This is a genomic window from Halomonas organivorans (assembly GCF_014192055.1).
GTDB lineage: Bacteria > Pseudomonadota > Gammaproteobacteria > Pseudomonadales > Halomonadaceae > Halomonas > Halomonas organivorans.
The window spans coordinates 122,620-146,727 of record NZ_JACHXM010000004.1 but is presented as its reverse complement, the minus strand read 5'-3'; the positions used below and the strand labels follow the sequence as shown (position 1 = coordinate 146,727).

23 protein-coding genes are annotated in these 24,108 nt (G+C 68.4%); 6 read left to right on the top strand and 17 right to left on the bottom strand.

What is annotated here, in order from left to right; translation table 11 throughout:
• Positions 1-55: 55 nt before the first annotated feature.
• Both FHR96_RS06375 and FHR96_RS06370 read right to left on the bottom strand, forming a co-directional pair.
• Complete coding sequence (locus FHR96_RS06375; RefSeq protein WP_183386819.1) at positions 56-2,164, bottom strand: adenosylcobalamin-dependent ribonucleoside-diphosphate reductase; 2,109 nt, start codon at positions 2,162-2,164, stop codon at positions 56-58.
• A 312-nt stretch (positions 2,165-2,476) separates the two neighbouring features.
• Positions 2,477-2,851, bottom strand: a complete 375-nt coding sequence (locus tag FHR96_RS06370) for a hypothetical protein (RefSeq protein ID WP_183386818.1) — start codon at positions 2,849-2,851, stop codon at positions 2,477-2,479.
• Here FHR96_RS06370 and FHR96_RS06365 point away from each other — a divergent pair.
• Positions 2,826-3,281 (top strand): hypothetical protein, encoded by a 456-nt coding sequence (locus FHR96_RS06365; protein ID WP_183386817.1) that lies wholly within the window; start codon positions 2,826-2,828, stop codon positions 3,279-3,281. The genes FHR96_RS06370 and FHR96_RS06365 overlap by 26 nt on opposite strands.
• Positions 3,282-3,686: 405 nt before the next feature.
• On the opposite strand, the gene hemN is transcribed toward FHR96_RS06365, so the two are convergent.
• A complete protein-coding gene (gene hemN, locus FHR96_RS06360; RefSeq protein WP_183386816.1) occupies positions 3,687-5,069 on the bottom strand; it encodes an oxygen-independent coproporphyrinogen III oxidase in 1,383 nt (460 codons plus the stop codon).
• Between the two features lie 219 nt (positions 5,070-5,288).
• On the opposite strand from hemN, the gene FHR96_RS06355 reads away from it, so the two are divergent.
• The gene (locus FHR96_RS06355) at positions 5,289-5,759 is read left to right on the top strand and encodes an Rrf2 family transcriptional regulator (RefSeq protein ID WP_183386815.1); all 471 of its coding nucleotides are present in this window, start codon (positions 5,289-5,291) and stop codon (positions 5,757-5,759) included.
• A gap of 9 nt (positions 5,760-5,768) precedes the next feature.
• Here FHR96_RS06355 and FHR96_RS06350 read toward each other — a convergent pair whose 3' ends face one another.
• Together FHR96_RS06350 and FHR96_RS06345 are read right to left on the bottom strand one after the other, a co-directional pair.
• The gene (locus FHR96_RS06350) at positions 5,769-7,265 is read right to left on the bottom strand and encodes a sensor histidine kinase (protein WP_183386814.1); all 1,497 of its coding nucleotides are present in this window, start codon (positions 7,263-7,265) and stop codon (positions 5,769-5,771) included.
• Positions 7,262-7,987, bottom strand: coding sequence for a response regulator transcription factor (locus tag FHR96_RS06345; RefSeq protein ID WP_183386813.1), 726 nt, complete (start codon positions 7,985-7,987; stop codon positions 7,262-7,264). The genes FHR96_RS06350 and FHR96_RS06345 overlap by 4 nt, the downstream gene beginning before the upstream one ends.
• Positions 7,988-8,176: 189 nt before the next feature.
• Here FHR96_RS06345 and FHR96_RS06340 point away from each other — a divergent pair, with 189 nt between their 5' ends.
• The 4 genes from FHR96_RS06340 to FHR96_RS06325 all read left to right on the top strand — a co-directional run bounded on the left by FHR96_RS06340 (position 8,177) and on the right by FHR96_RS06325 (position 10,861).
• Positions 8,177-8,485, top strand: coding sequence for a pentapeptide MXKDX repeat protein (locus FHR96_RS06340; protein WP_183386812.1), 309 nt, complete (start codon positions 8,177-8,179; stop codon positions 8,483-8,485).
• Between the two features lie 136 nt (positions 8,486-8,621).
• Entirely contained in the window at positions 8,622-9,482 is an 861-nt protein-coding gene (locus FHR96_RS06335) for a cytochrome b/b6 domain-containing protein (RefSeq protein ID WP_183386811.1), read from the top strand.
• Complete coding sequence (locus tag FHR96_RS06330) at positions 9,463-10,233, top strand: molybdopterin-binding protein (protein ID WP_183386810.1); 771 nt, start codon at positions 9,463-9,465, stop codon at positions 10,231-10,233. The genes FHR96_RS06335 and FHR96_RS06330 overlap by 20 nt, the downstream gene beginning before the upstream one ends.
• 70 nt (positions 10,234-10,303) lie before the next feature.
• Complete coding sequence (locus FHR96_RS06325) at positions 10,304-10,861, top strand: invasion associated locus B family protein (RefSeq protein WP_246392820.1); 558 nt, start codon at positions 10,304-10,306, stop codon at positions 10,859-10,861.
• Between the two features lie 69 nt (positions 10,862-10,930).
• Here FHR96_RS06325 and ahpF read toward each other — a convergent pair whose 3' ends face one another.
• The 12 genes from ahpF to cheY all read right to left on the bottom strand — a co-directional run bounded on the left by ahpF (position 10,931) and on the right by cheY (position 24,101).
• Complete coding sequence (gene ahpF / locus FHR96_RS06320) at positions 10,931-12,484, bottom strand: alkyl hydroperoxide reductase subunit F (protein WP_183386809.1); 1,554 nt, start codon at positions 12,482-12,484, stop codon at positions 10,931-10,933.
• 236 nt (positions 12,485-12,720) lie between these two features.
• Positions 12,721-13,284, bottom strand: a complete 564-nt coding sequence (gene ahpC / locus FHR96_RS06315) for an alkyl hydroperoxide reductase subunit C (RefSeq protein ID WP_183386808.1) — start codon at positions 13,282-13,284, stop codon at positions 12,721-12,723.
• A gap of 131 nt (positions 13,285-13,415) precedes the next feature.
• Positions 13,416-14,078 carry an OmpA family protein gene (locus FHR96_RS06310; RefSeq protein ID WP_183386807.1) on the bottom strand — a complete coding sequence of 221 codons (663 nt, stop codon included), beginning with the start codon at positions 14,076-14,078 and terminating at the stop codon, positions 13,416-13,418.
• Positions 14,071-14,889 (bottom strand): motility protein A, encoded by an 819-nt coding sequence (locus tag FHR96_RS06305; RefSeq protein WP_183386806.1) that lies wholly within the window; start codon positions 14,887-14,889, stop codon positions 14,071-14,073. Before FHR96_RS06305 ends, FHR96_RS06310 begins: the two co-directional genes overlap by 8 nt.
• Before the next feature lie 541 nt (positions 14,890-15,430).
• On the bottom strand, positions 15,431-16,135 hold the full coding sequence (locus FHR96_RS06300) for an RNA polymerase sigma factor FliA (protein WP_183386805.1): 705 nt from the start codon (positions 16,133-16,135) through the stop codon (positions 15,431-15,433).
• A 39-nt stretch (positions 16,136-16,174) separates the two neighbouring features.
• Positions 16,175-16,567 carry a flagellar protein FlhE gene (locus FHR96_RS06295; protein ID WP_183386804.1) on the bottom strand — a complete coding sequence of 131 codons (393 nt, stop codon included), beginning with the start codon at positions 16,565-16,567 and terminating at the stop codon, positions 16,175-16,177.
• Positions 16,564-17,085, bottom strand: coding sequence for a hypothetical protein (locus FHR96_RS06290; RefSeq protein ID WP_183386803.1), 522 nt, complete (start codon positions 17,083-17,085; stop codon positions 16,564-16,566). The genes FHR96_RS06295 and FHR96_RS06290 overlap by 4 nt, the downstream gene beginning before the upstream one ends.
• Positions 17,082-19,346, bottom strand: coding sequence for a flagellar biosynthesis GTPase FlhF (gene flhF / locus FHR96_RS06285; RefSeq protein ID WP_183386802.1), 2,265 nt, complete (start codon positions 19,344-19,346; stop codon positions 17,082-17,084). The genes FHR96_RS06290 and flhF overlap by 4 nt, the downstream gene beginning before the upstream one ends.
• A gap of 5 nt (positions 19,347-19,351) precedes the next feature.
• Positions 19,352-21,433: a flagellar biosynthesis protein FlhA gene (flhA, locus tag FHR96_RS06280; protein ID WP_183386801.1), complete on the bottom strand. Its 2,082-nt coding sequence runs from the start codon at positions 21,431-21,433 to the stop codon at positions 19,352-19,354.
• A complete protein-coding gene (flhB, locus tag FHR96_RS06275) occupies positions 21,430-22,596 on the bottom strand; it encodes a flagellar biosynthesis protein FlhB (protein ID WP_183386800.1) in 1,167 nt (388 codons plus the stop codon). Before flhB ends, flhA begins: the two co-directional genes overlap by 4 nt.
• A 386-nt stretch (positions 22,597-22,982) precedes the next feature.
• Entirely contained in the window at positions 22,983-23,669 is a 687-nt protein-coding gene (gene cheZ, locus FHR96_RS06270; protein ID WP_379685054.1) for a protein phosphatase CheZ, read from the bottom strand.
• Between the two features lie 42 nt (positions 23,670-23,711).
• Positions 23,712-24,101, bottom strand: a complete 390-nt coding sequence (gene cheY / locus FHR96_RS06265) for a chemotaxis response regulator CheY (RefSeq protein ID WP_183386798.1) — start codon at positions 24,099-24,101, stop codon at positions 23,712-23,714.
• Between the last annotated feature and the right edge of the window lie 7 nt (positions 24,102-24,108).

The window sequence follows — 24,108 nt, the reverse complement described above, 5'->3', positions numbered from 1 at the left end:
GGCGCTCGGTGAATGCCCGCTCATGTCCCCCTCATCGAGCGCAGTAGGCCGTGGTTTACCACTTGCCATAGGTGCCCTCCTTCAAGGCCTCGTAGAGGTTGGCCGCGGTGTGCTCCTCGCCCTCGTAGATCACCGTCTCGTTGCCGGCCAGCTCGACGGTCTCGCCGTTTTCCAGCTCGAAGACATAGGTGGTGTTCCTGAGGTCCTCCTCGCGCACCAGCACCCCCTGGAAGGCCTCGGGGTTGAAGCGGAAGGTGGTGCAGCCCTTGAGCCGGCTGTCATAGGCCTCCAGGTAGAGGTCCTTGAAGTCGGAGAAGGCGAAGTCGGTGGGCACGTTGACCGTCTTGGATATCGCCGAGTCCACCCAGGCCTGGGCGGCCGCTTGCACCGCCACATGCCGGGCAGGCGAGACGGCATCGGCGGTCACGAAATAGTCCGGCAGGTCGCTCTCCACCGCCTCAGGCGCCACCCAGTGCCGGTAGGCGGCGAGCTCCAGGGACACCACCTCGACCTGTTCCTTGGTCTTGCGCCCGGCGCGGATGACGTTGCGGTAATAGCGGTGCGAGAAGGAGGGCTCGATACCGTTGGAAGCATTGTTGCCCAGCGACAGCGAGATGGTACCGGTGGGCGCGATGGAGCTGTGATGGGTGAAGCGCGCGCCGTGCTCGGCGAGCTCGGCCACCAGCTCCGGTTCCACCTCGGCGATCTTCTGCATGTAGCGGCTGTAACGAGCATGCAGAAGGCGGCCGGGTAGCCGGTCGCCCACCTGGTAGCCATCGCGGGCCAGTTCCGGCCGCTCGCGCAGCATCCGAGGGGTCAGCTCGAACGCCTCACCCAGGATCGGCGCCATGCCTTTCTCCCTGGAGAGTTCGAGGCCCTGCTTCCAGCCTTCGACGGCCATCACCCGGCTCACCTCCTCGGTGAAGGCCAGCGACTCCGGCGAGCCGTAGGGCAGCTTGAGCATGGTCATGGCCGACCCCAGCCCCAGGAAGCCCATGCCGTGGCGCCGCTTGGCCTCGATCTCGCGGCGCTGGCCCTCCAGCGGCAGGCCGCTGAGCTCCACCACGTCGTCGAGCATGCGGGTGAATACCGCTACCACCTCGCGATAGCGGGGCCAATCGAAGCGCGGCGCCTCGCCGAAGGGCTCGAGGACGAAGCGGGTCAGGTCGATCGAGCCCAGCAGGCAGGCACCCTCGGGGGGAAGCGGTTGTTCACCGCATGGGTTGGTGGCCCGGATTTCCTCGCAGAACCAGTTGTTGTTCATGCGGTTGACCTGGTCGATCAGGATGAAGCCCGGCTCGGCGAAGTCGTAGGTGGAGCGCATGATGGTGTCCCACAGCGCCCGGGCACGGACCACCTCGACGATGCGGCAGGCCACTCGCCCCTCGGCGTCCAGGGTGTAGCCCTCCTCGATCGCCGGCCAGTCGCGGTAGACCAGCTCGCTGTCGTCGACGTCCTCCTTCTCGGCGGGATGCAGCGGGAAGGCCAGCGGCCAGTCGGCGTCGGCGCGCACCGCCTCCATGAACTCGTCGGTGATCAGCAGGCTGAGGTTGAACTGGCGCAGCCGGCCGGCCTCGCGCTTGGCCTCGATGAAGCGGCGCACGTCCGGATGACCGACGTCGAAGGTTGCCATCTGGGCGCCGCGACGCCCCCCGGCCGACGCCACCGTGAAGCACATCTTGTCGTAGATATCCATGAACGCCAGGGGGCCGTTGGTTCCCGCGCCGGCCCCGAACACGAAGGCCCCCTTGTGACGCAGGGTGGAAAAGTCGTAGCCGATGCCGGCACCGCTTTTCAGCGTCATGCCGGCATCCACCACGGCCTCGAGGATATCGCGCATCGAATCGTGGATGGTCCGCGACACCGTGCAGTTGATCAGGCTGACCGCCGGCTTGACGGACTCGGCACCCGCGTTGGCGACGATACGCCCGGCGGGAATGGCACCGTTGTCCAGGGCCCAGCGAAAGCGGGGCAACCAGGCCTGGGGATCGGCTTCCACCGCAGCGAGCGCCTTGGCCACGCGCTCGCGGGTGGCGGCCGGATCCGCATCCAGAGGATCGCCATGGCGATCCTTGAGCCGATACTTGGCATCCCAGATATCGAGAGACGGCCCCTGCATCGGCACTTCGTTGATGGAGGGGGTGTCCTTGGCGGTCGTGCGCATCAGAACTCTCCCATTGGCCGTAATGACGTTCGTGCTCACGTCTCCCCCTATGCCAGAACCCAAGCGGGCAGGCCACGCCCCGGAGAGAAAGGGGGATAGGTGTCGTTTTGTCACCGAGTCGAGGGCGCCCTTGGCCAGTCTCAATGTCTTGGCCCCTGATGCTATATATAGACGACAGACTCGTCCGACACACACCATGTGGTGATCTTGACGGCACCAACGCCAAGAGTGGCCATGAAAAAAGGCGCCCGACCATATCGGTCGGGCGCCCTGCTGTGTCGGCGAGATATGGACAGGCCTAGAATCGGCCGCCTATCCCTCCGCCGGGACCACCGGGGCTTCCGCCGCCCATGCCAGCGCCTGTGCCTCCTGCACCGCCACCACCACCGGGGCTGCCGCCATTGCCACCGGCACCCGAGCCGCTGCCCCCGGAACCGCTACCGGAACCGCCACCGGACCCGGAGCCGCCACCAGACCCTGATCCACCACCGGAACCGGAGCCGCTACCTCCGCCGGAGCCACCGCTACCACCAGAGCCACCGTTACCGCCACCACCGGAACCACCGTTACCGCCACCACCGGAACCACCGTTACCGCCGCCGCCGGAACCACCGCCGGGGCCACCGCCACCGCCGGGACCACCGCCGCCGTCACCGCCTCCGTGGCCGCCGCCGTCACCACCACCATCGGGGCCACCGCCGTCACCACCGCCGCCGTCATCGCCGCCGTCACCGCCGCCGTCATCGCCGCCGCCGTCATCGCCGCCGTCATCGCCGCCGTCATCGCCGCCGTCATCACCGCCGTCATCACCGCCGTCATCACCGCTGCCGTCATCGGAGTCGTCATCCACATCGTCGACAGGCGCTTCCGGCTCCGTGGATGCCAGGACGACAAAGCGCAGGAAGGTCGAACTATCGCACCCTTCCAGATACCCGCCGCCACAGCCGCCACCACCGCCGCCGCCTGCGGCCGGCGCCGGCAGCTCCTCGAGCAGTTCGGCGAGCTCTTCATCGGTCAAACGACCCGATCCCGTTCCCTCGGCCGGTTGCGTCAGCTGATCGTTGGCGATTCCCGCCATCTCATCGTCCGAGAGCGTGCCACTCTTTCCCTGACCTGAAGCCGACTGGGCCTGCACCCCGGAAGCTGACAAACAGCCTACCGCAACGACCAAGGCAGCCAACTTGAACCCTTGCATAGCTACCCCCTCCCCCGTCGCCGGCCTGGGACCGTCGACGACACATTACGCCAGAAAACATTTTGTTACATACAACCCAAGCATCGTAATGAAGTGAAAACTTCACCATCGGAAACACGGCTGATTATTGGGGAGGACTGGTCAGGCAATCTCTTGGGCAGGCGTGAGCAAGAAACTCATACCGAACGATCACCCGGGTGTTCGGTCCCGGAGTGTCATGGTCCATGGTACGAACCATTGTCCGAAGAGGATCCATGGCTCGAGTACTTCAGTGTGAATGTCTCATACAGCTAGCTTTCCGAGTGCCTGGCCGGCGCCCCGAGGGCATCAGACGGTGCGCGAATAGCTGGCCCGTTCCCCGAGATAGGCGTCGAACGCCATGGCCAGATTGCGCAGCATCAATCGCCCTTCGGGACGTACCTCGATGCGGTTTTCCGACAAGGCAACGAGGCCGTCGCCCTGCATGTCCGAGAGGGCCGCCAGCGCCCCGGCGAAATAGTCCTGGAAGTCGACCCCATGGCTTGCCTCGATCGCGGCGACGTCCACGCGGCCGTGGCACATCAACTCATGAATCACGTCACGCCTCAGGCGGTCGTCGGCGTCCAGGCGATAGCCACGCAGCACCGGCAGCCGGCCGGCCTCGAGCCGCTCGCGATACGCCGAGATCTCCTTGACGTTCTGGCTGTAGCTCTCTCCGACCTTGCCGATGGCGCTGACCCCAAGCCCGATCAGGTCGCAATCCCCGTGAGTGGAATAACCCTGAAAATTGCGCTGCAGCGTGCCGTGACGCTTCGCCTGGACGAGCTCGTCATCGGGCAGGGCGAAATGATCCATGCCGATATAGACATAGCCGGCAGCGGTCAGGCGCCGGATGGTCAACTCCAGCAGTTCGAGCTTGCGCGTCGGCGGCGGCATGTCCTCGGTTCGGATCAGCCGCTGGGCCTTGAATCGCTCCGGCAGATGCGCGTAGCTGTAGGCGGCGATGCGGTCCGGGCGCAGGGCAATGATGCGGTCCAGGGTCGCGTCGAAACTGGCCACCGTCTGGCGTGGCAAACCATAGATCAGATCGACGCTCAACGAATGAAACGCCGCCGATCGGGCGGCCTCGACCAGCTCGATGACCCGGGCCTCGCCCTGAACCCGATTGACCGCCGCCTGCACCTCGGCATCGAAGTCCTGCACGCCGAAGCTCAGGCGGTTGAATCCCAGCTCGCGCAGCTCATGTAGACGGGCCGGCGTAACGGTGCGCGGATCCACCTCCAGGGAAAACTCGCGGGCCTCGGGAGGCGCAAACCGAAAGGCAGACGCCAGGCTTGCCATCAGTTCGCCGAGCTGGGCGTTGCTCAAGTAGGTCGGCGTGCCACCGCCAAGATGCAGCTGGGTCAACCGGCGATCGTCGTCGAACAGTGCCGCCTGGAGGCGTATCTCGCGCTTCAGCAGGGCGAGATACTCGACGGCCCGCTCGCTGTGGTGGGTGATGATCTTGTGGCAGGCACAGTAGTAGCAGAGGCTGCGACAGAAGGGGACATGCACGTAGGCCGAGAGCGGCTTGGGAGAGGCGGTTCGCTGGCTCTGCGCGACCAGCGCACGATAGTCGTCTTCGGCGAAGGCGGCCTGGAACTGCGGCGCCGTAGGATAGGAGGTATAGCGTGGGCCGGGCCGGTCATACTTCTCGACCAGGGCACGAATGAACGGCACGGAATCTGGCATGGCTGGCTCGAACCTCCTGATGCCTCCGGCGACACCGGTGTCGCCATCGTTACGCCGCATTATGCCAGCCACGCAGCGGCGCATCGGAGACATCGACGCACTAGCTGATACAGATCAATTCGGCGCCTCAACGGCGCTGTGACGGGCCTCGGGCCAGGCCGCCCCGTTACTGATAGAATCAATGACAGCGGCGCCCTTTTCCCGGCGCCGGGAGGCCGCATGCACCTGACGAACTTTACCGATTACTCCCTGCGCGTGCTGATCTATCTGGCCGTCAAGGGGGAGCGTCGCTCGACCATTTCCGAGATCGCCGAGCGCTTCGACATTTCGCGCAATCACCTGATGAAAGTCGTGCAGGAGCTGAACCGTCTCGGCTACCTCACCGCCATTCGCGGCAAGCATGGCGGACTGCTGCTGGGGCGGGCGCCCGCCGATATCTCCCTTGGCGCCCTGGTGCGCGATACCGAGCGCGATCTCGGCCTGGTGGAATGTTTCGGCGACCACAACGCCTGCGTCATTTCCCCCGCCTGCCGCCTCAAGTCGGTGCTCGGCGAGGCCCTGGGCGCCTTTCTCGCCGTGCTCGACCGCTACACCCTGGCCGACATGCTGGGCCCCCAGCGGGCCGACCTGGAACGGCTGCTGCGCCTGGTCGAGTCTTCTCCCGAGGCCGAGTCGCTTCCCGCTTCCTAGCGTCCTGTATCAGCGCGCTCCATCCCGATCGGCACGGGCCAGGCGAAAATCGACCGTCGTGCCGCGACCGGGGCGGCTGTCGATGGTCAATCGAGCACCATGACGCTCGCCGATCTCCCGCACGATCGACAGGCCGAGCCCGGAGCCCTCGCCCCGGGCGCGGCTGTCACGGGTGCGATGGAAGCGCTGGGTCACCAGTGGCAGCTCCTCCGGGGCGATGCCGACGCCGTCATCGCTCACCCCCACGCGCACCGTCTTCTCCTCGGCCTCGGCCCACAGGCAGACCCGGCCATCGGCCGGGGTCGCCCGCAGCGCGTTGTCGATCAGGTTGGCCAGCGCCCGGTCGATGAGCCCCAGGTCGGCCTCGACCCACGGCAGCCCGGGATCGACCTCGACCGCCAGGGTGACCCCCGCCTGGCGCGCCTGGTCCTGGAACTTGCCGACGATGTCGTGGGCCAATTCGGCGAGCGAGAAGGCCTCGCATTGCAACGGGCTGTCGTAGGCATCGAGCCGCGCCAGGGTCGAAAGCTGCTGGGCCAGGCGGGTCAACCGCGAGGCGTTGTCGAGCACGCCGACCAGCCGTCGACGGCGCTCCTCGACCGGCAGGTCATCACGCTCGAGCAGGTGTTCGACGTTGCCGCGCAGCGAAGTCAGCGGGGTGCGGAAGTCGTGGGACAGGTTGGCCACCAGCTCGCGGCGCTGCCGGTCGGTCTCGCGCAGCGCTCGCACCTGAGCCTCGATGGTGCCGGCCATGTGGTTGAAAGCCTCTCCCAGCCGTCCCAGCTCGTCGCGGCCGGGGTCATCGAGCCGGGCCTGCCACTGGCCCTGGGCGAAGCGCTGCACGGCGGCGGTCAGCCGCGAGAAGCGCCGGGTCAGCAGGGCAAACCACACCAGTCCCAGCAGGCCGGAGATCAGCACGGCCAATCCGCCCGCGGCCACCAGCGTTCGGGTAATGGAACTGGTCCTCAGCATGGCCACCATCGAGGCCTGGCTGGTCTTGTTGAGATCGGCATACAGGTAGCCCGACCGATCGGCACTCCCATAGCGAATGCGCGCCACCGAGAAGATGCCAGGCGCGCCGCCGCACGGCGAAGATGCCATTACCGGCAGCATCGGCGACTCGCCGAGCAGCGCCTCGAGGGCGTCGCGCTCGACTCGGCTGCCAATGCCGCAGCTCGGCTGGGCATAGTCGGCGATCACCCGCCCATCGGCATCGAGCACGTAGAGCGACAGCGAGGGATTGATCGCCAGGATATGGCGGGCCGTTTGCCGCGCCGCGGCGCTGTTCGCGCCCTCCGTCAGGGCCGGGCGCATGACCCGGGCCAGGTTGTCGGCCAGCCCGACTTCCTGGCGCTGCTGCAGCTCGCGGCTCAGCTGGTCGAACTGGCTGATGGCCAGCCAGGCAACCGCCACCGACAGCAGCAGCAATCCGCTCAGGTAGACCAGGGCGATCCGTGCGAAGAGGCTGCGCCCCCAGGCCAGCAGCCGGCATGCCAGGCCCCTCATGCCTCATCCTCTCCGGTCGCGAAGCGATAGCCCACGCCCCAGACGGTCTGGATGAAACGCGGGCGGGCCGGATCGGCCTCGATCTTGTTGCGCAGCCGGTTGATATGCGTGTTCACGGTGTGATCGAAGCCGTCGAACTCCTCCCCCCACACCCGATCGAGCAGCTCGCCGCGACTGAAGCTATGGCCGGGATGCCGGGCGAACAGCGTCAGCAGGGCGAACTCCTTGCCGGTCAGCTGCAGCGCTCGACCGTCCAGGGTGACCCGGTGCTGGTCGATGTCGATGACCAGCCCGCCCTGGACGATCGGTGCTGCGGCGACGACCTGCTCTTCCTCCGGGGCGACGCGCTGCCCGCGGCGCAGCAGCGCCTGGACCCGAGCCAGCAGGATCGGCAGGTGGAAGGGCTTGGTGACGTAGTCGTCGGCCCCGATCTCGAGGCCCCGCACCACGTCGCGGATCGCCGCCTTGGCGGTCACCATCAGCACCGGGGTGCGGGCGTCGCGGGCACGCAGCCGGCGACACACCTCCAGGCCATCGATGCCCGGCAGCATCAGGTCGAGCATCACCAGATCGAAGGGATCGTCAGCCGCCCCCTCCAGTGCCGCCAGGGCCGCTTCACCGTCGGTGACCCAGTCACAGCGGTGGCCGGCATCGCCGAGGCGCTCGGCGAGCAGCTTGCCAATGTCGGGATTGTCCTCGACGCAAAGAATCCGGTGGTGCATGAGCGAGGGCTCCGAGCGGCGGTTCGGACTCCACTCTAGAGCCCCCACGCAGCGGATGCATCACGAAAGCGTCACGCCCCGGCGATCCTTCGTGATGATTTCGTGATGAATGCCCCCGGGCGGCCGACTAGCGTGAAAGATGCCGGATCGGCATTCCGCCGACGGCCCAGCGACGCATGGAGGTTTGCGATGTTCACTCAAGACCGTTCCCGCACTGCCCTGTTCGCCCTGCTGCTCGGCGGCGCCCTGCTGCTGCCGACCGCCGCCCTGGCCGATCATCACGAAGGGGATGCGATGCAGCAAGGCGACAGCATGGAACACGACGGCATGTCCGGCGAGGCGATGGAAGGGGATGCCATGAAGCAGGACGCCATGAAATCGGATGCCATGGGCGAGGAAGATGCCATGGCCGGCGATGACGCCATGAAGTCCGAGGGCGACGACGAGATGATGATGGACGAAGACGACGAGATGATGAAAGACGACGGCGAGATGTGAGGCTCGGCACGCCTTGGCCGGCCGCCCGAAGCCGATTCCCGGCGGCCGGTCACTTCTCCGGGGCAACGTCCGACACGCCTCGGGGCTCACCGACGCTTCGACAGGGCCTCATGCCCGTCTTTCGGGAGGACTCCCCATGTCCGCGACCGATCGCACCGACCGGCGCCGCAAACCGACGGTCATCCGGCGTCACCCGCCGTTCACCCGACTCTGGCACTGGGTCAATGCGCTTTGCCTGGCGATCCTGCTGATGAGCGGCCTGCAGATCTTCAACGCCCATCCCGCCCTCTACTGGGGTCAGGATTCGCGCTTCGACGCCCCGGCCCTGTCGATCGGCGCCGAGCGAAGCGACACGGGCGAGCTGCGCGGCGTCACCCGCCTCGGCGGCTGGCGCTTCGACACCACCGGCGTGCTGGGCGTCTCCGGGCCCACCGCGGATCGCGAGCGGCGCGCCTTCCCCGCCTGGGCAACCCTGCCGGGCCCGCGCTGGCTGTCGATGGGGCGGCAGTGGCACTTCCTGGCCGCCTGGATCTTCGCCCCGCTGCTCGCGGCCTATCTGCTCTACCTGGTGATCGGCGGCCGGCTCAGCCGCCAGCTGCTGCCCCGCCGCCACGAGTGGCGACAGCTGGGAAGCGTGCTGTGGGAGCATCTGCGACTGCGCTTCCCGCGCGGCGAAGCGGCCCGCCACTACAACCTGCTGCAGAAGCTGACCTACCTGCTGGTGCTGTTCGTGATTGCCCCGCTGGTGGTGCTCACCGGCTTCACCATGTCACCGACCCTGGACGCCGCCTGGCCGTGGCTGCTGGACCTGTTCGGCGGGCGCCAGAGCGCGCGCACCCTGCATTTCCTGTGCGCTTTCGCCCTGCTGGCCTTCTTCCTCGTTCATCTGCTGATGGTGCTGGCGTCCGGCGTGGTCAACAACCTGCGCTCGATGATCACCGGTCGCTACGCCCTGCCCCCGGAAAAGGAGCCTCGTGATGACACGCCCTCCCGATAGCGGCCGCCGGCGTTTCCTGGCCGGCTCCATGATCGCCGGCGGCTCGCTGCTGCTCGGCGGCTGCGATCGCCTGTCACGCAGCGGGGCCATGCAGCCGCTGTTCGACGCCAGCGAGTCGCTGACCCAGCGCGCCCATCGCCTGCTGGCCTCCCGCGAGTCGCTGGCCCGGGAATATGCACCGGAGGACATCGCCCCCCGGTTCCGCGCCAATGGCACCACGCGGCCCGACGAGGCCGCCTACCAGCGCCTGGCCGCCGACGACTTCCGCGACTGGCGGCTGCGGGTGGACGGCCTGGTCGAACGACCGAGCGAGTTCTCGCTGGCGGCGCTGCGCGCCATGCCATCGCGGACCCAGATTACCCGCCACGACTGCGTCGAGGGCTGGAGCTGCATCGGCCAGTGGACCGGCGTGCCGCTGGGCGACCTGCTGGACCGGGTGGGCGTGCGCGCCCCGGCGCGCTTCGTGGTCTTCCACTGCGCCGATCGCTATCGGGGCGGCGACAGCTACTACGAGAGCCTCGACCTGCGTGAGGCCTATCACCCCCAGACCCTGATGGCCTACGCCCTCAACGACGCCACCCTGCCGATCGCCAACGGCGCGCCGCTGCGCCTGCGCGCCGAGCGCCAGCTGGGCTACAAGATGGCCAAGTACGTGATGCGCCTGGAACTGGTGGACAGCTTCGCCCACCTCGGCGGCGGTCGCGGCGGCTTCTGGGAGGATCGCGGCTATCGCTGGTGGGCAGGCATCTGAGCGAAGGGCCGCGGACAGCCGCGGGCGAGTCATGCTAGCCTGCGGCATTTTCCCGGTCATGGATGCCCGCATGCTCCGCTCTCCGCTTCTTTCCCTGCTCAAGGGGTGCCTGCCCGGGCTGCTGGTCCTGGGCCTCGCCGCCCCCGCGTCGGCCGGCAGCTTCAACACCACCGACGCCCAGGCCCACGGCGACTGGCACTCCCTGGTGCTTCAACTGGGCGACGAGCGCCACGTCCGCGCCCTGGAGCAGCACAGTTACAGCGACAGCGTGTTCAGCGTCAACGCCACACCGGGCGCCTGCGACCGCCCCTGGCTGGAGCTTCGCGTCGAGCTCGACGACATGCAGGCGCAGAGCGCCACCGTCAATCGGGTGCCGGCGGACCTGATGGTCGACGAAGGGCGGGTCCACCAGGGCCAGGCCGACTTCGTTACCGAGCGCGGCAACAGCGGCTTCTACGTGCGCTTCACGCTGCCCGACACCGCTGCCCTGCTCGACGACATGCGCGACGGCGACACGCTGCGGCTGCGCATTCATCGCGCCGAGGACGACTACTGGTTCATGGTCTTCAGCCTGTCGGGCTTCGGGGAGGCCCAGGACCGCATGCAGCGGCTCTGTCGGGCCGACTGATCCTCCCTCGCCACGCAAGATGCCCCCGCCGCGGTACGGCGAGGGCATCGAGCACGAACGGCGGGGCAATCAGCTGCGGATCAGGTGATCGAAGGCGCCCAGGGCGGCCTTGGAGCCCTCGCCCATGGCGATGACGATCTGCTTGTAGGGCACGGTGGTCACGTCACCGGCGGCGAAGATGCCCGGCACCGAGGTCATGCCGCGCGCGTCGACCACGATCTCGCCGCGCTCGGAGAGCTCGATGGGCGAATCCTTCAGCCACTCGGTGTTGGGCACCAGGCCGATCTGCACGAAGACGCCCTCGAGAGCCAGCTCGCGCATCTCGCCGGAGGCGCGCTCCTCGTAGGTCAGGCCGGTGACGCGGCTACCGTCGCCGTTGACCTCGGTGGTCCGCGCGCCCTTGATCACCTCGACGTTGGGCAGGCTCGCAAGCTTCTTCTGCAGCACTTCGTCGGCGCGCAGCTCGTCCATGAACTCGATCAGCGTCACCTCGCCGACGATGCCGGCCAGGTCGATGGCCGCCTCGACGCCGGAGTTGCCGCCGCCAATCACCGCCACGCGCTTGCCCTTGAACAGCGGGCCGTCGCAGTGCGGGCAGTAGGCCACGCCCTTGTTGCGGTACTCGGCCTCGCCGGGCACGTTCATCGCGCGCCAGCGGGCGCCGGTGGCCAGCACCAGGGTCCTGCTCTTGAGGCTGGCGCCGGACTCGAAGCGCACCTCATGCTCGCCACCCGACTCGCCCGGCACCAGCGCGACGGCACGCTGCAGGTTCATGATGTCGACGTCGTATTCCTTGACGTGCTCCTCCAGCGCCGCGGCCAGCTTGGGGCCCTCGGTGTGGGGCACGGAGATCAGGTTCTCGATCGACAGGGTATCCAGCACCTGGCCTCCGAAGCGCTCGGCGGCCACGCCGGTGCGGATGCCCTTGCGCGCCGCATAGACCGCCGCCGCGGCGCCGGCCGGGCCACCGCCGATCATCAGCGTGTCGAAGGCGGGCTTCTCGCCGAGCCTGGCGGCCTCGCGCTCGGCGGCGCCGGTGTCGACCTTGGCCAGGATCTGCTCCAGGCTCATGCGGCCCTGGTCGAAAGGCTCGCCGTTGACGAACACGCTCGGCACCGACATCACCTCGCGGGCCTCGACTTCGTCCTGGAACAGGGCGCCGTCGATGGCATCGTGGGAGATGCGCGGGTTGAGGATCGCCATCAGGTTCAGCGCCTGAACCACGTCCGGGCAGTTCTGGCACGACAGCGAGAAGTAAGTCTCGAAGTGCAGGTCGGCGTCGAGGGAACGGATCTGCTCGATGACCTCGTCGCTGGCCTTGGGCGGATGGCCGCCCACCTGCAGCAGGGCCAGCACCAGGGAGGTGAACTCATGGCCCATGGGGATGCCGGCGAACACCACGCCGGTGGGCTGGCCATCGCGATGCAGGGCGAAGGACGGCGCGCGGCGGTCGCTGCCCTCGGTGGACAGGGTGATCCTGTCGCAGAGCCCGGCGATATCACGCAGCAGCGCGTGCAGTTCCTTGGACTTGTCGCCGTCATCCAGGGTGGCGACCAGCTCGAAAGGTTGCGTGACCTTGTCGAGATAGGCTTTCAGCTGTTGCTTCAGAGAGTCGTCCAACATGACGGCGGCAATCCTCGATGTGGGTAGATAGCGGACACGACCTGCCCGTGCGGGCCACGATGGGGCTCGCCGTATGGGGCGGGGTGTCATGGAAACGTCGGGGCAGAACCCCATCGAGACGCCGTCTCGATCTCGCTTGCGCGACTGGTTGGACGACCGAGGTGAGGCCGACTCGATGGGGTAAACCGGGGCGGGAGTCCACAACTCCCGCCGATCAGCAATGAATCAACGTGTCCTTAGATCTTGCCGACCAGATCCAGCGACGGCGCCAGCGTCTCTTCGCCTTCTTCCCACTTGGCCGGGCAGACCTCGTTGGGGTTGGCGCGGACGTACTGGGCGGCCTTGACCTTGCGCAGCAGCTCCTCGGCGTTGCGGCCGATGTTGCCGGCGTTCAGCTCGATGATCTGGATCTTGCCATCCGGATCGACGACGAAGGTGCCGCGGTCGGCGACGCCGTCTTCCTCGATCAGCACCTCGAAGTTGCGCGACACGACGTGGGTCGGGTCGGCCAGCATCGGGTACTGGAGCTTGCCGATGGTCTCGGAGCTGTCGTGCCAGGCCTTGTGGGTGAAGTGGGTGTCGGTGGATACGCCGTAGATCTCGACGCCGAGCTTCTTGAACGCGTCGTAGTGGTCGGCCAGGTCGCCAAGCTCGGTCGGGCAGACGAAGGTGAAGTCGGCCGGGTAGAAGAAGAAGACGCTCCACTGGCCCTTCAGGCTCTCGTCGCTGACTTCGATGAAGTCGCCGTTGTGGTAAGCGGTAGCCTTGAAGGGTTTGACGTCGGTGTTGAGCAGGGACATCGCGTTCCTATCCTCGTTGCGGTGGGTGTGTGGTGAAGACAGGAACGAGAATACCGACGCCTTTATGATAGATTAAATTGAATGACCCGATTCTTTTGATAGCTATTAACTAACCACTGGTTCGCCATGCCTCAGGTGTCGCCGACGGGCGCCCGCCATACCAGCTCGACGCGCCGATTGGCGGCCCGACCCTCGGCATCGTCGTTGGCCGCCAGGGGCCGGGTGTCGGCGTAGCCGATGGCTCGCAGGCGCTCCCGCGCGACCCCGGCCGCCGCCAGGGCACGCACCACGGCGCTGGCCCGTCCGGTGGACAGCTCCCAGTTGGAGGGGAAGCGCTCGGTAGCGATGGGTAGGCTATCGGTGTGGCCCTCCACGGAGATCTCGCCGCCCAGGCCGGCCAGCCGCTCGGCGAGGCGCGCCAGCACGTGCTGGCCGCCCTCGGTCACCCGGGCGCGACCGCTGTCGAACAGCAGCCGGTCCTCGATGCGCAGGGTCAGACCCTGGCGGGTGCGCTCGACGCTGACGCCCTCCATGCCGAGCCCCTGGAAGTGCGGCTGTAGCCCCGCATGGCGAGGCTTCAGGCCCTCGCCGATCGCCAGCGCGGCCTGCCGGGCCGACGGCGACATCTCGCTGGATGTTCCACCGACCGGCACCAGGCTGGACATCGACAGCAGCAGCACGAACAGCGTGATCAGCAGGGTCAACACATCGAGATAGCTCATCAGCCAGCTCTCGCCCTCCTCGCCTCCCTGACCGGGCGGCGCGAGCGCCTGGCGGGTGTCGCGGTCAAGCACGCTGCCCGGCCTCCGCGTCGTCGCGATCCCCTGGCCGCACCGGATCGCGGATCTCGTCGTGGTAGTTGGCGACGAAGGAGTTCAGCGTCTCCTCGATGAACGACGGCAGCCGCCGCTTGGTGATCAGCGAGATGCCCTCGAGCACCATGTTCATGGCGATCAGGCGCTCCTCGGTGCGCCGCTCGAGCTTCACCGCGATCGGCTTGAACACCAGGTTGGCCAGCAGGATGCCGTAGAAGGTGGTGAGCAGCGCCACCGCCATGCGCGGACCGATGACGTTCAGGTCGCCGGCCTCCATGACCTCGAGCATGTTCACCAGCCCCACCAGGGTGCCGATCATGCCGAAGGCCGGCGCGTAGGTGGCCATGGTGCGAAATATCTGCGCCTCGGCGTGCTCGCGGGCCTTGAGCCGGGCGATGCGCCAGCGCAGCAGGTCGAAGATCTCGTCCTCCTTGGTGTTGGCGATGACCAGCTGGATGCCGGTGCGCAGGAAGGGGTTGCGGGCCTGCTCCAGGGCCGCCTCCACGGCGCGCACGTCGCCCTTGAACCACAGCCGCGACATGTCCACCAGCTCGCGGATGTCGTCGCGGATATAGGTGTTCTCGCGGCGGAAGACGATGCCGACCAGCCGCACCACCCGCACTACCTCCTTGAGCGGATAGCTGATGAAGGTCGCGGCCAGGGTGCCGGCCAGCACGATGGCCAGCCCCGGCAGGTTGACGAAGCTCTGCGGCGACTCGGCGGTGAACAGCAGGACGCTCGCCAGCAGCACGATGCTGGCCAGGATCCCGATCAGGGTGGAGGGGTTCATGTGGGGGCTCCCTGTCGCATTTCGACGGTGTGGATGAGTGACGTTCTTCGGACACGATGCGCGTTCTCCGGCGCCAAGCCTTCGCGAGGGCGCTATGAACCCTTCCCTGGGCGCTACTTTGTCCCTGCGTCGCTAAAAGCTCCCTGCGACGCTCGCAGGGCCTGGGTTGTCCATCCGTGGCCAACCCGCTCGGCGGGGAGAACATTCACTGGATGTTCTTCATATCCGCCTCGCCCATGGGCCAAAAACCCCTCGCGCCGGCTTGTCCCCGGTGCGCATCGCCGCATTACTTGAGCACATCCCAATGGATGGTTATCGGCCTGAGCGATCGCCAACTTTATGACGTGCCAGGCGTGAGGCGAAAAATCGCCGAGCGATGGCCAGGCTAGGCCCATTCCCTACGGGCCAACGCACTTCCCACATCCATGTGGGTCGCAAGGCAAGAATCGGCGAAAACGCGGAGTTTACGAGGGTGTAAATGAGCAGTTTGAGCCGATTCTTAACGCCGTATAGCCGAGCGCAGGCCTTTTTCGCCCACGTCTCAAGTGTCGCGCAGCTTTCCGCGCAGTCGCCCCACCGCCTGGCTATGCAGCTGGCAGACCCGGGACTCGGTGACGCCGAGCACGGCGCCGATCTCCTTGAGGTTGAGCTCTTCCTGGTAATACAGCGCCATCAGCAGCTTCTCGCGCTCCGGCAGCGCCTCGATGGCTTCCACCAGCCGTGCCCGCTGCTGGCGGTCGACCAGCTGGGCGAAGGGCGTCGCCGCATCGCCGTTTTCCTCCAGCCGGCCTTCGCCACCCTCGGCCATCAGTTCCTCGAAGGGCAGCAGCTGGCCGCTGTTGGTATCGTTCAGCAGCCGGCGATAGGCCTCGAGATCCATGTCCAGGGCGGCCGCGATCTCGGTCTCTTCGGCCGGTCGTCCCAGCTCCTGCTCCAGCCGACGAGCCGCCTCGTCGGCGGCGCGGGCGTTGCGACGCACGCTACGCGGCAGCCAGTCGCGGCTGCGCAGCTCGTCGAGCATGGCGCCGCGGATACGCTGGCTGGCGAAGGTCGCGAAGCTGGCCCCCTGGGCGGCGTCGAAACGGCCCAGCGCCTCCAGCAGCCCCACGGTGCCGGCCTGGATCAGGTCGTCCAGCTCGATGCTGGCCGGCAGCCGCACCTGCAGCGCCAGCGCCTGGCGACGCACCTGCGGCAGATAGTCATCCAGCAGCGCATCCTGTTCGATCTTGCCTTGTGCTGTGTACATGGCTCAGCCTCGCCTCTCTGCTCTCACGGGCCTTGGGCCTTACTGAAAGTTGACGATCACCTGCAGCCCCTCGACCACCAGCGGGGCCTGCCCCGCCATTGGCGAGAAGCGAAACCTCAGCGGCGCATCGGCGGACAGCCCCGCCAGGGCCTCGCTGCGCCCACGCGCGGTGTGCAGCGCCACGCAGCCGGCCGGGTGGCAGAGCCGGCCGCGCCAGCCCTTGCCGGGCGGCACGCGGAAGCGCCAGCGCACCTCGCGAATGCGGCCTTGAGTGCCACTGGGCGCCACCAGCGCCTCGCTGGCGGTTTCCCGCCCGATGACCGCGGCACGCACCGACGGCACCTCGGCCACCCAGCTGCCGGCGGCCTGGGCCATGCCCGATGCGGCGACCAGCAGGCCGGCGATCGCCCAGCGAACGACGCGGCCCCTCATGCCATCACCAGCAGGTCGATGCCGAAGTAGTGGCGGGCGGCCTGGCGCAGGTTGTCGAGCAGCCCCTGGCGCGGCATGCCCGGGGGATGCACCGCCAGCAGGCGCCGCGGCCCACCGTCGGCGGCCAGTCGCCCGAGCACCGCGAAGGCGCGACGGAAGGCCTCGCCGTCGGCGCCCACCCACAGTGCCCAGCGCGGCTGCTGCTGGGCCAGCAGGCTCAGGTGGGGGCTGGACGCCGCCAGCGGCACCACCTTCCAGCGTCGCGGATCGCCCACCCAGCGCCGGCCTTGGCCGGCCCAGTGATCGAGCAGCGCCATGACCCGATCGGCCTGGCCCGGGGCGCTGCCCGGCAGCCCCACCACCATCAAGGTGGTGAGCGGCCCCGCGGCGGCCTCGTCGCGGGGCGAGGTCGCCGGCGACTCGGCGGCGGGCGCCGGCTCGGCCACGGTTTCGGGCGCCGGTCGCTCGATGCTGGCCGCCCAGGCCCGCAATCCCGCCGCCTGATCCCCCTCGATCACCGCACGCCCTCCAGGCCGGCTGCCCCGACGTGACGAATGGCATCCCGCGCCATCAACAGGTGCAGCAGCGCCTCCAGCAGCGCGCCCTCGCGGCGGCGTCGACGACCGCCCAGCAGGCTCAGAAGGTCACGGCGCAGCTGCTCGGCCTCGGCGTCACCGGCCTGGTCCAGGTGGCCGGCCGCGGCGGCCAGCCCGGCGGCCAGCAGCTGGCACACCTCGCGGTCGGTCTCCGCCGGCAGTGTGCCCTGCAGGCGCTCCCAGGCGCGGCGCACCTGGCGCGGCAGGGCCTCGCCGTGCAGCCGGCCGAGCAGCAGCGGCAGCGCGTCCTCGGCGCTGCGCAGCGGCGTCAGCCAGTAACGCTGGCCCAGCGTACGGCCGCTCTCGGGGTCGACCAGGGTGGCGAACCAGGCGCTCATCGCACAGCTCGCCGGCGCGCCGCGCCGCCCCCCGGGGCCGGCCTCCACCGCCAGCCGAGCGAATCGTGCCCGGGCGCCCTGGCCGCGGAATCGACAGTCTCGGGTCTCGACGGCCTCGGCCAGGGGCTCCAGGCTCGACAGCGCCAGCCGCTCGCCGCCGTGGACCACCCGCTGGCCGGGACGCGCCTGGCAGATCCAGGGCGCCCGGCTCTCGTCCAGCCACAGCCAGGTCTCGGCGTCGGGCGGCGCCGGCAGCAGATGCACGCCGACGCCCTGGGCGTCGCGGGCCCGCTCGAGGCGCCCAGGCCAGCCCACCGGCTGGCGCTGCTGGAGATCGGGCAGCACCAGCCAGCCGCCTCCGTCGTCGATGCCGAGATCGGGCATCGCCCAGTCGGCGCCCGGCAGCCGGCGGCGCGCCGCCCACAGCATGCCGGGCCGAGCCAGCGACTCCGGCGGCGCCTCCAGCAGCCTCGCCAGCCGAGGCTCCTGGAGGCAGCCGGGCAGCGCCGACAGGTCCCAGGCCGCCTCGAGGGTCGCGAAGCCGGTCAGCCGATGCCGCAGGGCGTCGAGCAATAGCCCCAGGCGCCGCCCCTGGCCCAGCAGCGCTTCCGCGCCGGGTCGAGCATCGCGAGCCGCGGCAACGGGCAGGTCGTCATCGGCGCGGGCGGCGCCCAGCGCCGCCTCGATCAGCAACCCCGCCTCGGCCGGGGCCAGATCCTCCGGCACACGCTGGCCGGTGGACACGAAGCGCAGCCGCAGGCCATGGCGAATCAGGGTGTCCAGGGCCGGCCCCAGCTGGCCGGCCTCGTCCTGCTTGGTGAGCAGGGCGTCGTCGAGGGCGACGCCGGCGGCCCGCGCGGCCTGGCGATAGCGTGTGACCACTTCCTCCAGGGTGCCCGGCTGGCTGGCGGCATTGAGCACCAGCAGCATGCGCACCCGTTCCGCGCCGCCCTGCAGTTGAGCGGCCTGGGCGATGATGCGCTGATCACGCTGGCTCATGCCCACGGTATCGATGATCACCCAGCGCCGACCGCTGAGCTCCGCGAGCAGGTCGTCCATGGACTGCTCGGGCGACAGGGCGTGCAGCGGCACGCCCAGCAGCTCGGCGTAGATGCGCAGCTGCTCGTGGGCACCGACCCGGAAGCCGTCGGTGGTCACCAGGGCGACGTTGTCGGCGCCGTGACGCTGCACGCAGCGGGCCGCCAGCTTGGCGGTGGTGGTGGTCTTGCCAACCCCGGTGGGGCCGATCAGCGCCAGGATGCCGGGGGTATCGAGGAAGGTTTCGGGATCGACGCCCGTCGACAGGCGAGACGCCAGGCGACGCACCAGCCAGGCATGGGCGGCCTCGCTATCGGCCTCGGCACCGACCAGCTCGGGCGGCAGGCCCTGCAGCACGTCGTCGGCGACCGCACGCCCGAAACCGGCCTCGCGCAGGGCGCGGGCCAATGCCTCGCGGCCGCGGTCATCGGCAGCGGCTGGGGCGGGCGCCGAGGAGGCCGGCTGGCGGGCCAGCAGCGCGCGCATGTCCTGCATCTCGCGCAGCAGTCGCTCGCTCATCGCCTCGAGACCGCCCTGCCCGCTCGGGGCCGACGCCGGCGTGACCGGCTCGTGCTGGGGCCGGGGCGACGATACAGGCGGTGCGGCGCGGCGCTCGACGCCGGACGACGACGGTGCGACGGCCTGCGATGCCGCCATGGCGTCGACCGCCTCGTCGGCCATGGCCAGGATCTCGACACCCGACTCGCTGGGGCGATTGGCCAGGATCAGGGCCTCGTCGCCCAGCGCGGCACGCACCTTGCGCATCGCCTCACGGCTGGTCTCGCCCACGAATCGCATGACGCTCATCTCGCTCACTGTCCTCCGATCAGGGTGGTGACCCGCAGGGTGCGGTCATCGGGAATCTCGGCCTGGGACATCACCGCCAGGTGATGCAGGCGGCGGCGCAGGAAGCGCGCCAGCACCGGACGCAGCGAGTGCTGGACCACCAGCACCGGCGGCTCGCCGCTGGCCTCGTGGCGGCTCAGCGCCTGCTCGGCCTGGTCCATCAGGGTCTGCGCCAGTCCCGGCTCCAGGGCGCCGCTGCCGTTCATGGCCTGGTGCAGCACCTGCTCGAGCTGGCCGTCCAGGCCCATGACGTTGAGCGTCTGGTGGCCGGCAAACCATTGCTGGGTGATGGCGCGGCCCAGCGCCACGCGAACCAGGGCGGTCAGCTCGCCGGGATCCTGCTGCTGGGGCGCATGCTCGGCCAGGGCATCGAGGATGGTGCGCATGTCGCGAATCGAGACGTCCTCGTCGAGCAGATGCTGGAGGATGCGCTGCAGCACGGTCAGCGATATCGCCTTGGGCACCACCTCCTCGACCAGCGGCTTGTGATCCTCGCCGAGCTTGTCGAGCAGCTTCTGCACCTCCTGGCGGCCGAGCATCTCGGCGGCATGGCGGTGCAGCAGGTGATTGAGGTGGGTAGCCACCACGGTGCTGGCATCGACCACGGTGTAGCCGTAGACCTGGGCGTGCTCGCGCTGCTCGGTGTCGATCCACACCGCCGGCAGGCCGAAGGCCGGGTCCTCGGTCGGGGTGCCGGACAGCTCGCCGGAGACCTGGCCCGGGTCGATGGCCAGCCAGCGTCCGGGGAAGGCCTCGGCACGGCCGATCTCGGCGCCCTTGAGGCTCAGTGTGTAGGCATTGGGCGAGAGCTCGAGGTTGTCACGGATGTGTACCACCGGCGGCAGGAAGCCGACTTCCTGGGCGAACTTCTTGCGCACGCTCTTGATGCGGCCGAGCAGCTCGCCCTTCTGCTGGGCGTCGACCATGGGAATCAGCCGGTGGCCGACCTCGAGCCCCAGGGTGTCGACCAGCTGGACATCCTCCCAGCTGGCTTCCGGGGCCTCCGGCGCCGGGGGCGGCGCGGCCTGGGTCTGTTCCTCGACCAGCCGACGCTCCTTCTGGCGCATCATCCACCAGGCCAGGCCGCCGAGCAGCGCGGTGAACAGCAGGAACACCAGGTTGGGCATGCCCGGCACCAGGCCCAGCAGGCCCATCACGCCGGCCGCCAGCAGCATCACCTGGGGATTGACGAACAGCTGGCTGATCATCTGCTGGCCGACATCCTGGTCGGTGGTCACCCGCGACACGGTGACGCCGGCGGCGGTGGAGATCACCAGCGCCGGGATCTGTGCCACCAGGCCGTCGCCGATGGTCAGCAGCACGTAGGTGCGGGCGGCGTCGCCGAAGGCCATGTCGTGCTGCAGCAGGCCGATCAACAGGCCGCCGATGATGTTGACCACCATGATCACCAGGCCGGCCATGGCATCGCCGCGCACGAACTTGCTGGCACCGTCCATGGAGCCGTAGAAGTCGGCCTCCTGCGAGACGTCGGAGCGCCGCTGGCGCGCCTCGTCCTCGCCGATCAGCCCGGCGTTGAGGTCGGCGTCGATGGCCATCTGCTTGCCGGGCATGGCATCGAGCATGAAGCGAGCGCCCACTTCGGCGATGCGCCCGGCGCCCTTGGTGATGACCATGAAGTTGATGATCACCAGGATCGCGAACACCACCAGGCCGACGGCGAAGTTGCCGCCGACCAGGAACTGGCCGAAGGCCTCGATCACCTTGCCCGCGGCGTCGCCGCCCTCGTGGCCTTCCAGCAGCACTACCCGGGTCGAGGCGACGTTGAGCGACAGCCGCAGCAGGGTGGTGAACAGCAGCACCGCCGGGAAGGCGGCGAAGTCCAGCGGCTTCTGGGTGAACATGCTGACCAGCAGCACCATCACCGCCATGGCGATGTTGAAGGTGAACAGCAGGTCCAGCGCGAAGGGCGGCAGCGGCAGGATCATCATCGACAGGATCATGATGATCAGCAGCGGGCCGGCCAGCACCTTCATCGGCACGTCGGCCATCCAATTGCGTCGCGGCAGATAGTGGCTCAAGGCCTTCATGCTCGTGCCTCGTCGGTGTCATCGTCCGGTCCCGGCGCCGCCATGGCGTCCGGAATCGGCAGGTTCTCGGGGGTCGGCGGCGCCTCGCCGCCCTCCTCGGCCACGCGCTTCAGGCCGAAGGCCCAGGCCAATACCTCGGCGACCGCGCTGTACAGGTCGGCGGGAATCTCGGCCTCCAGGTCCACGTGGTGATACAGCGAACGTGCCAGCGGCGGCGCCTCCAGCCGCGGCACGCCCGCCTCGGCCGCAACCTCGCGGATGCGCGCCGCCACGGCGTCGACGCCCTTGGCCACCACGCGCGGCGCGCTCATCCCGGCCTGCTCGTACTTGAGCGCCACGGCATAGTGCGTGGGGTTGGTGATGACCACGTCGGCCTCGGGCACCTGGCTCATCATCCGCCCGCGGGCCATGGCCTGCTGCTGCTGGCGAATCCGCCCCTTGACCTGGGGGTCGCCCTCGGACTCCTTGTGCTCGCGCTTGACCTCGTCCTTGGACATGCGCAGCTGCTTGGCATGGCTCCACAGCTGGTAGGGCACGTCGATCAGGATCACCACCAGCAGGGTCAGCACCATCAGCCCGCTGGCCTCGGCGGCCATCCACATGGCACGGGCCAGGGCCTGCTGGATGGGCATGCTCATCAGCGCCATGCAGTCGCCACGGTGCAGGTAGAGGTAGGCGATGCCTACGCTGCCCACCAGCACCGCCTTGGCGATGGCCTTGGCGAGCTCCACCAGCGCCTGGGTGCCGAGGATGCGCTTGAGCCCCTTCAGCGGGTTGAGCTTGCTGGCCTGGGGCTTGAGCGACTTGGCCGAGATCACCCAGCCACCGAGCAGCGCCGGTGCCACCAGGGCGATCACGGTCAGCAGCAGGAACAGCGGCAGCAGGCCGATCAGCGTGCGACGCCCCAGCGCCAGCGCCTCGACCAGCATCGGCGCGGTGTCCATGACCTGGCGTCGGTCGAACAGGAAGGCTTCCTCCATGACGCCGCCGATCAGGTCATAGAGGCTGCTCCCCATGGTGCCGAGGCCGATCACGCCACCGAGCAACAGCATGAAGGTAGCCAGCTCCCGGGAACGGGCCACCTGGCCCTCCTCGCGCGCCTTTTCCAGGCGTCGGGGCGTGGCGTCTTCTGTCTTTTCGTCGTCGCTGGTCTCGTCGGCCATGGCCAATCACCGGGCACTCGTACGCACCCTGGCCATTATCCGGGGAGGAAGGAAGGAACGGTCACGCGAAAAGGGCCGATTTTCGTGGGCTTATCCACGCGTCCCGGCCGCTTGCCGGTATGGGAAGCGGGAAGAATGCACGGCGGCGGGGTGCGCCGTGGCGCCCCCGTCACCTCCTAGTCATCAGCCGAAAAGCCGTCGAGCGAAGGCCAGGGCTAGGCCCGTTCCCAACGGGCCAACGCACTTCCCACATCCGTGTGGGTCGCAAGGCAAAAATCAGCGAGAAGCCGGAGTTTACGGCCTGTAAATGAGGACTTTGATCGGACCTGCGACCGAGCTGATTTTTAACGCCGTATAGCCGAGTGCAGACAGTTTTCGGCGATGACTCAGAAGCCTAGCTGGTCGAGCAGGTCATCCACCTGATCCTGGTCGGCCACCACGTCGTCGGCCTCGGGCTTCATCTGCGGACCGTTGAGCAGGGCATCCTCGCGGCGCTTGGCGTCGTTCTCGCGCTGGCCGTCGGCACGGCGCTGCATGTCCTCGCGGGTCTCGCCCTGGGGCACGCTGTCGATCAGCACCTGCACCAGCTGATGCTCGATCTCGCGGATGACGTCCATCATCTTCTTGATCACCTGGCCGGTCAGGTCCTGGAAGTCCTGGGCCATCATGATCTCGAGCAGCTCCTTGTTGGTGGCCTGGGTCGTCTCCGGCACCCGGGCCAGGTAGCCACGGGTGTCCTTGACCAGGTCGCGAGCCTCGTCGAGCTCCTTGGGCGCGGCGAACCATTCGGCCCAGCGCGCGTCCAGCGCCTCGGCCTGCTGGCTGAGATCGTCCTGCAGCGGCTGGGCGCGGTCGATGGCGTTGAGGGCACGCTCCGCCGCCTGCTCGGTCATGGTCGCCACGTAGCTGAGGCGGTCCCGGGCATCGGGAATCGCATCCGCCGCCCGCTCGATCTCCTTGTCCAGGCCCAGCTCGCGCATGCTGTCACGCAGCATGCGGGTCAGGTGGCCAATGCGCTGGACCAGCTCGTCTCCACTCGCCTGGTAGTCACCAGACTGCGTTTCGGTGCTCATCATCACCTCTCCTGCTTGCCGGGCCCGCGAGCCCGGCCGATATCACATGCCCAGCTTCTCGAAGATCTTGTTGAGCTTCTCTTCGAGGGTCGCCGAGGTGAAGGGCTTGACCACATAGCCGCTGGCACCGGCCTGGGCAGCGGCGATGATGTTCTCTTTCTTGGCCTCCGCGGTGACCATCAGCACCGGGAGCTCCTTGAGCGCATCGTCGGCGCGGATCTGCTTGAGCATCTCCAGGCCGTCGAGGTTCGGCATGTTCCAGTCGGACACCACGAACTCGAAGCCGCCGCCCTTGAGCTTGTTCAGGGCGTCCTGGCCGTCCTCGGCCTCCTCGACGTTGGTGAAGCCCAGCTCCTTGAGCAGGCTGCGCACGATGCGCCGCATGGTCGGGAAGTCATCCACCACCAGGATGCTCATGTTCTTGTCCGCCATCGGGGAT

Bases quoted from the DNA above. Each gene is read 5' to 3' on its own strand.
- FHR96_RS06345 (WP_183386813.1), bottom strand. From the start codon at position 7,987: ATGCACCACCGGATTCTTTGCGTCGAGGACAATCCCGACATTGGCAAG.
- FHR96_RS06350 (WP_183386814.1), bottom strand. From the start codon at position 7,265: ATGAGGGGCCTGGCATGCCGGCTGCTGGCCTGGGGGCGCAGCCTCTTC.
- ahpF (WP_183386809.1), bottom strand. From the start codon at position 12,484: ATGTTGGACGACTCTCTGAAGCAACAGCTGAAAGCCTATCTCGACAAG.
- FHR96_RS06335 (WP_183386811.1), top strand. From the start codon at position 8,622: ATGTCCGCGACCGATCGCACCGACCGGCGCCGCAAACCGACGGTCATC.
- flhF (WP_183386802.1), bottom strand. From the start codon at position 19,346: ATGAGCGTCATGCGATTCGTGGGCGAGACCAGCCGTGAGGCGATGCGC.
- cheY (WP_183386798.1), bottom strand. From the start codon at position 24,101: ATGGCGGACAAGAACATGAGCATCCTGGTGGTGGATGACTTCCCGACC.
- FHR96_RS06340 (WP_183386812.1), top strand. From the start codon at position 8,177: ATGTTCACTCAAGACCGTTCCCGCACTGCCCTGTTCGCCCTGCTGCTC.
- FHR96_RS06370 (WP_183386818.1), bottom strand. From the start codon at position 2,851: ATGGTGGTGGTGACGGCGGCGGCCACGGAGGCGGTGACGGCGGCGGTG.
- FHR96_RS06355 (WP_183386815.1), top strand. From the start codon at position 5,289: ATGCACCTGACGAACTTTACCGATTACTCCCTGCGCGTGCTGATCTAT.
- FHR96_RS06325 (WP_246392820.1), top strand. From the start codon at position 10,304: ATGCTCCGCTCTCCGCTTCTTTCCCTGCTCAAGGGGTGCCTGCCCGGG.
- ahpC (WP_183386808.1), bottom strand. From the start codon at position 13,284: ATGTCCCTGCTCAACACCGACGTCAAACCCTTCAAGGCTACCGCTTAC.
- FHR96_RS06295 (WP_183386804.1), bottom strand. From the start codon at position 16,567: ATGAGGGGCCGCGTCGTTCGCTGGGCGATCGCCGGCCTGCTGGTCGCC.
- FHR96_RS06305 (WP_183386806.1), bottom strand. From the start codon at position 14,889: ATGAACCCCTCCACCCTGATCGGGATCCTGGCCAGCATCGTGCTGCTG.
- flhB (WP_183386800.1), bottom strand. From the start codon at position 22,596: ATGGCCGACGAGACCAGCGACGACGAAAAGACAGAAGACGCCACGCCC.
- FHR96_RS06300 (WP_183386805.1), bottom strand. From the start codon at position 16,135: ATGTACACAGCACAAGGCAAGATCGAACAGGATGCGCTGCTGGATGAC.
- flhA (WP_183386801.1), bottom strand. From the start codon at position 21,433: ATGAAGGCCTTGAGCCACTATCTGCCGCGACGCAATTGGATGGCCGAC.
- FHR96_RS06375 (WP_183386819.1), bottom strand. From the start codon at position 2,164: ATGCGCACGACCGCCAAGGACACCCCCTCCATCAACGAAGTGCCGATG.
- cheZ (WP_379685054.1), bottom strand. From the start codon at position 23,669: ATGAGCACCGAAACGCAGTCTGGTGACTACCAGGCGAGTGGAGACGAG.
- FHR96_RS06330 (WP_183386810.1), top strand. From the start codon at position 9,463: ATGACACGCCCTCCCGATAGCGGCCGCCGGCGTTTCCTGGCCGGCTCC.
- hemN (WP_183386816.1), bottom strand. From the start codon at position 5,069: ATGCCAGATTCCGTGCCGTTCATTCGTGCCCTGGTCGAGAAGTATGAC.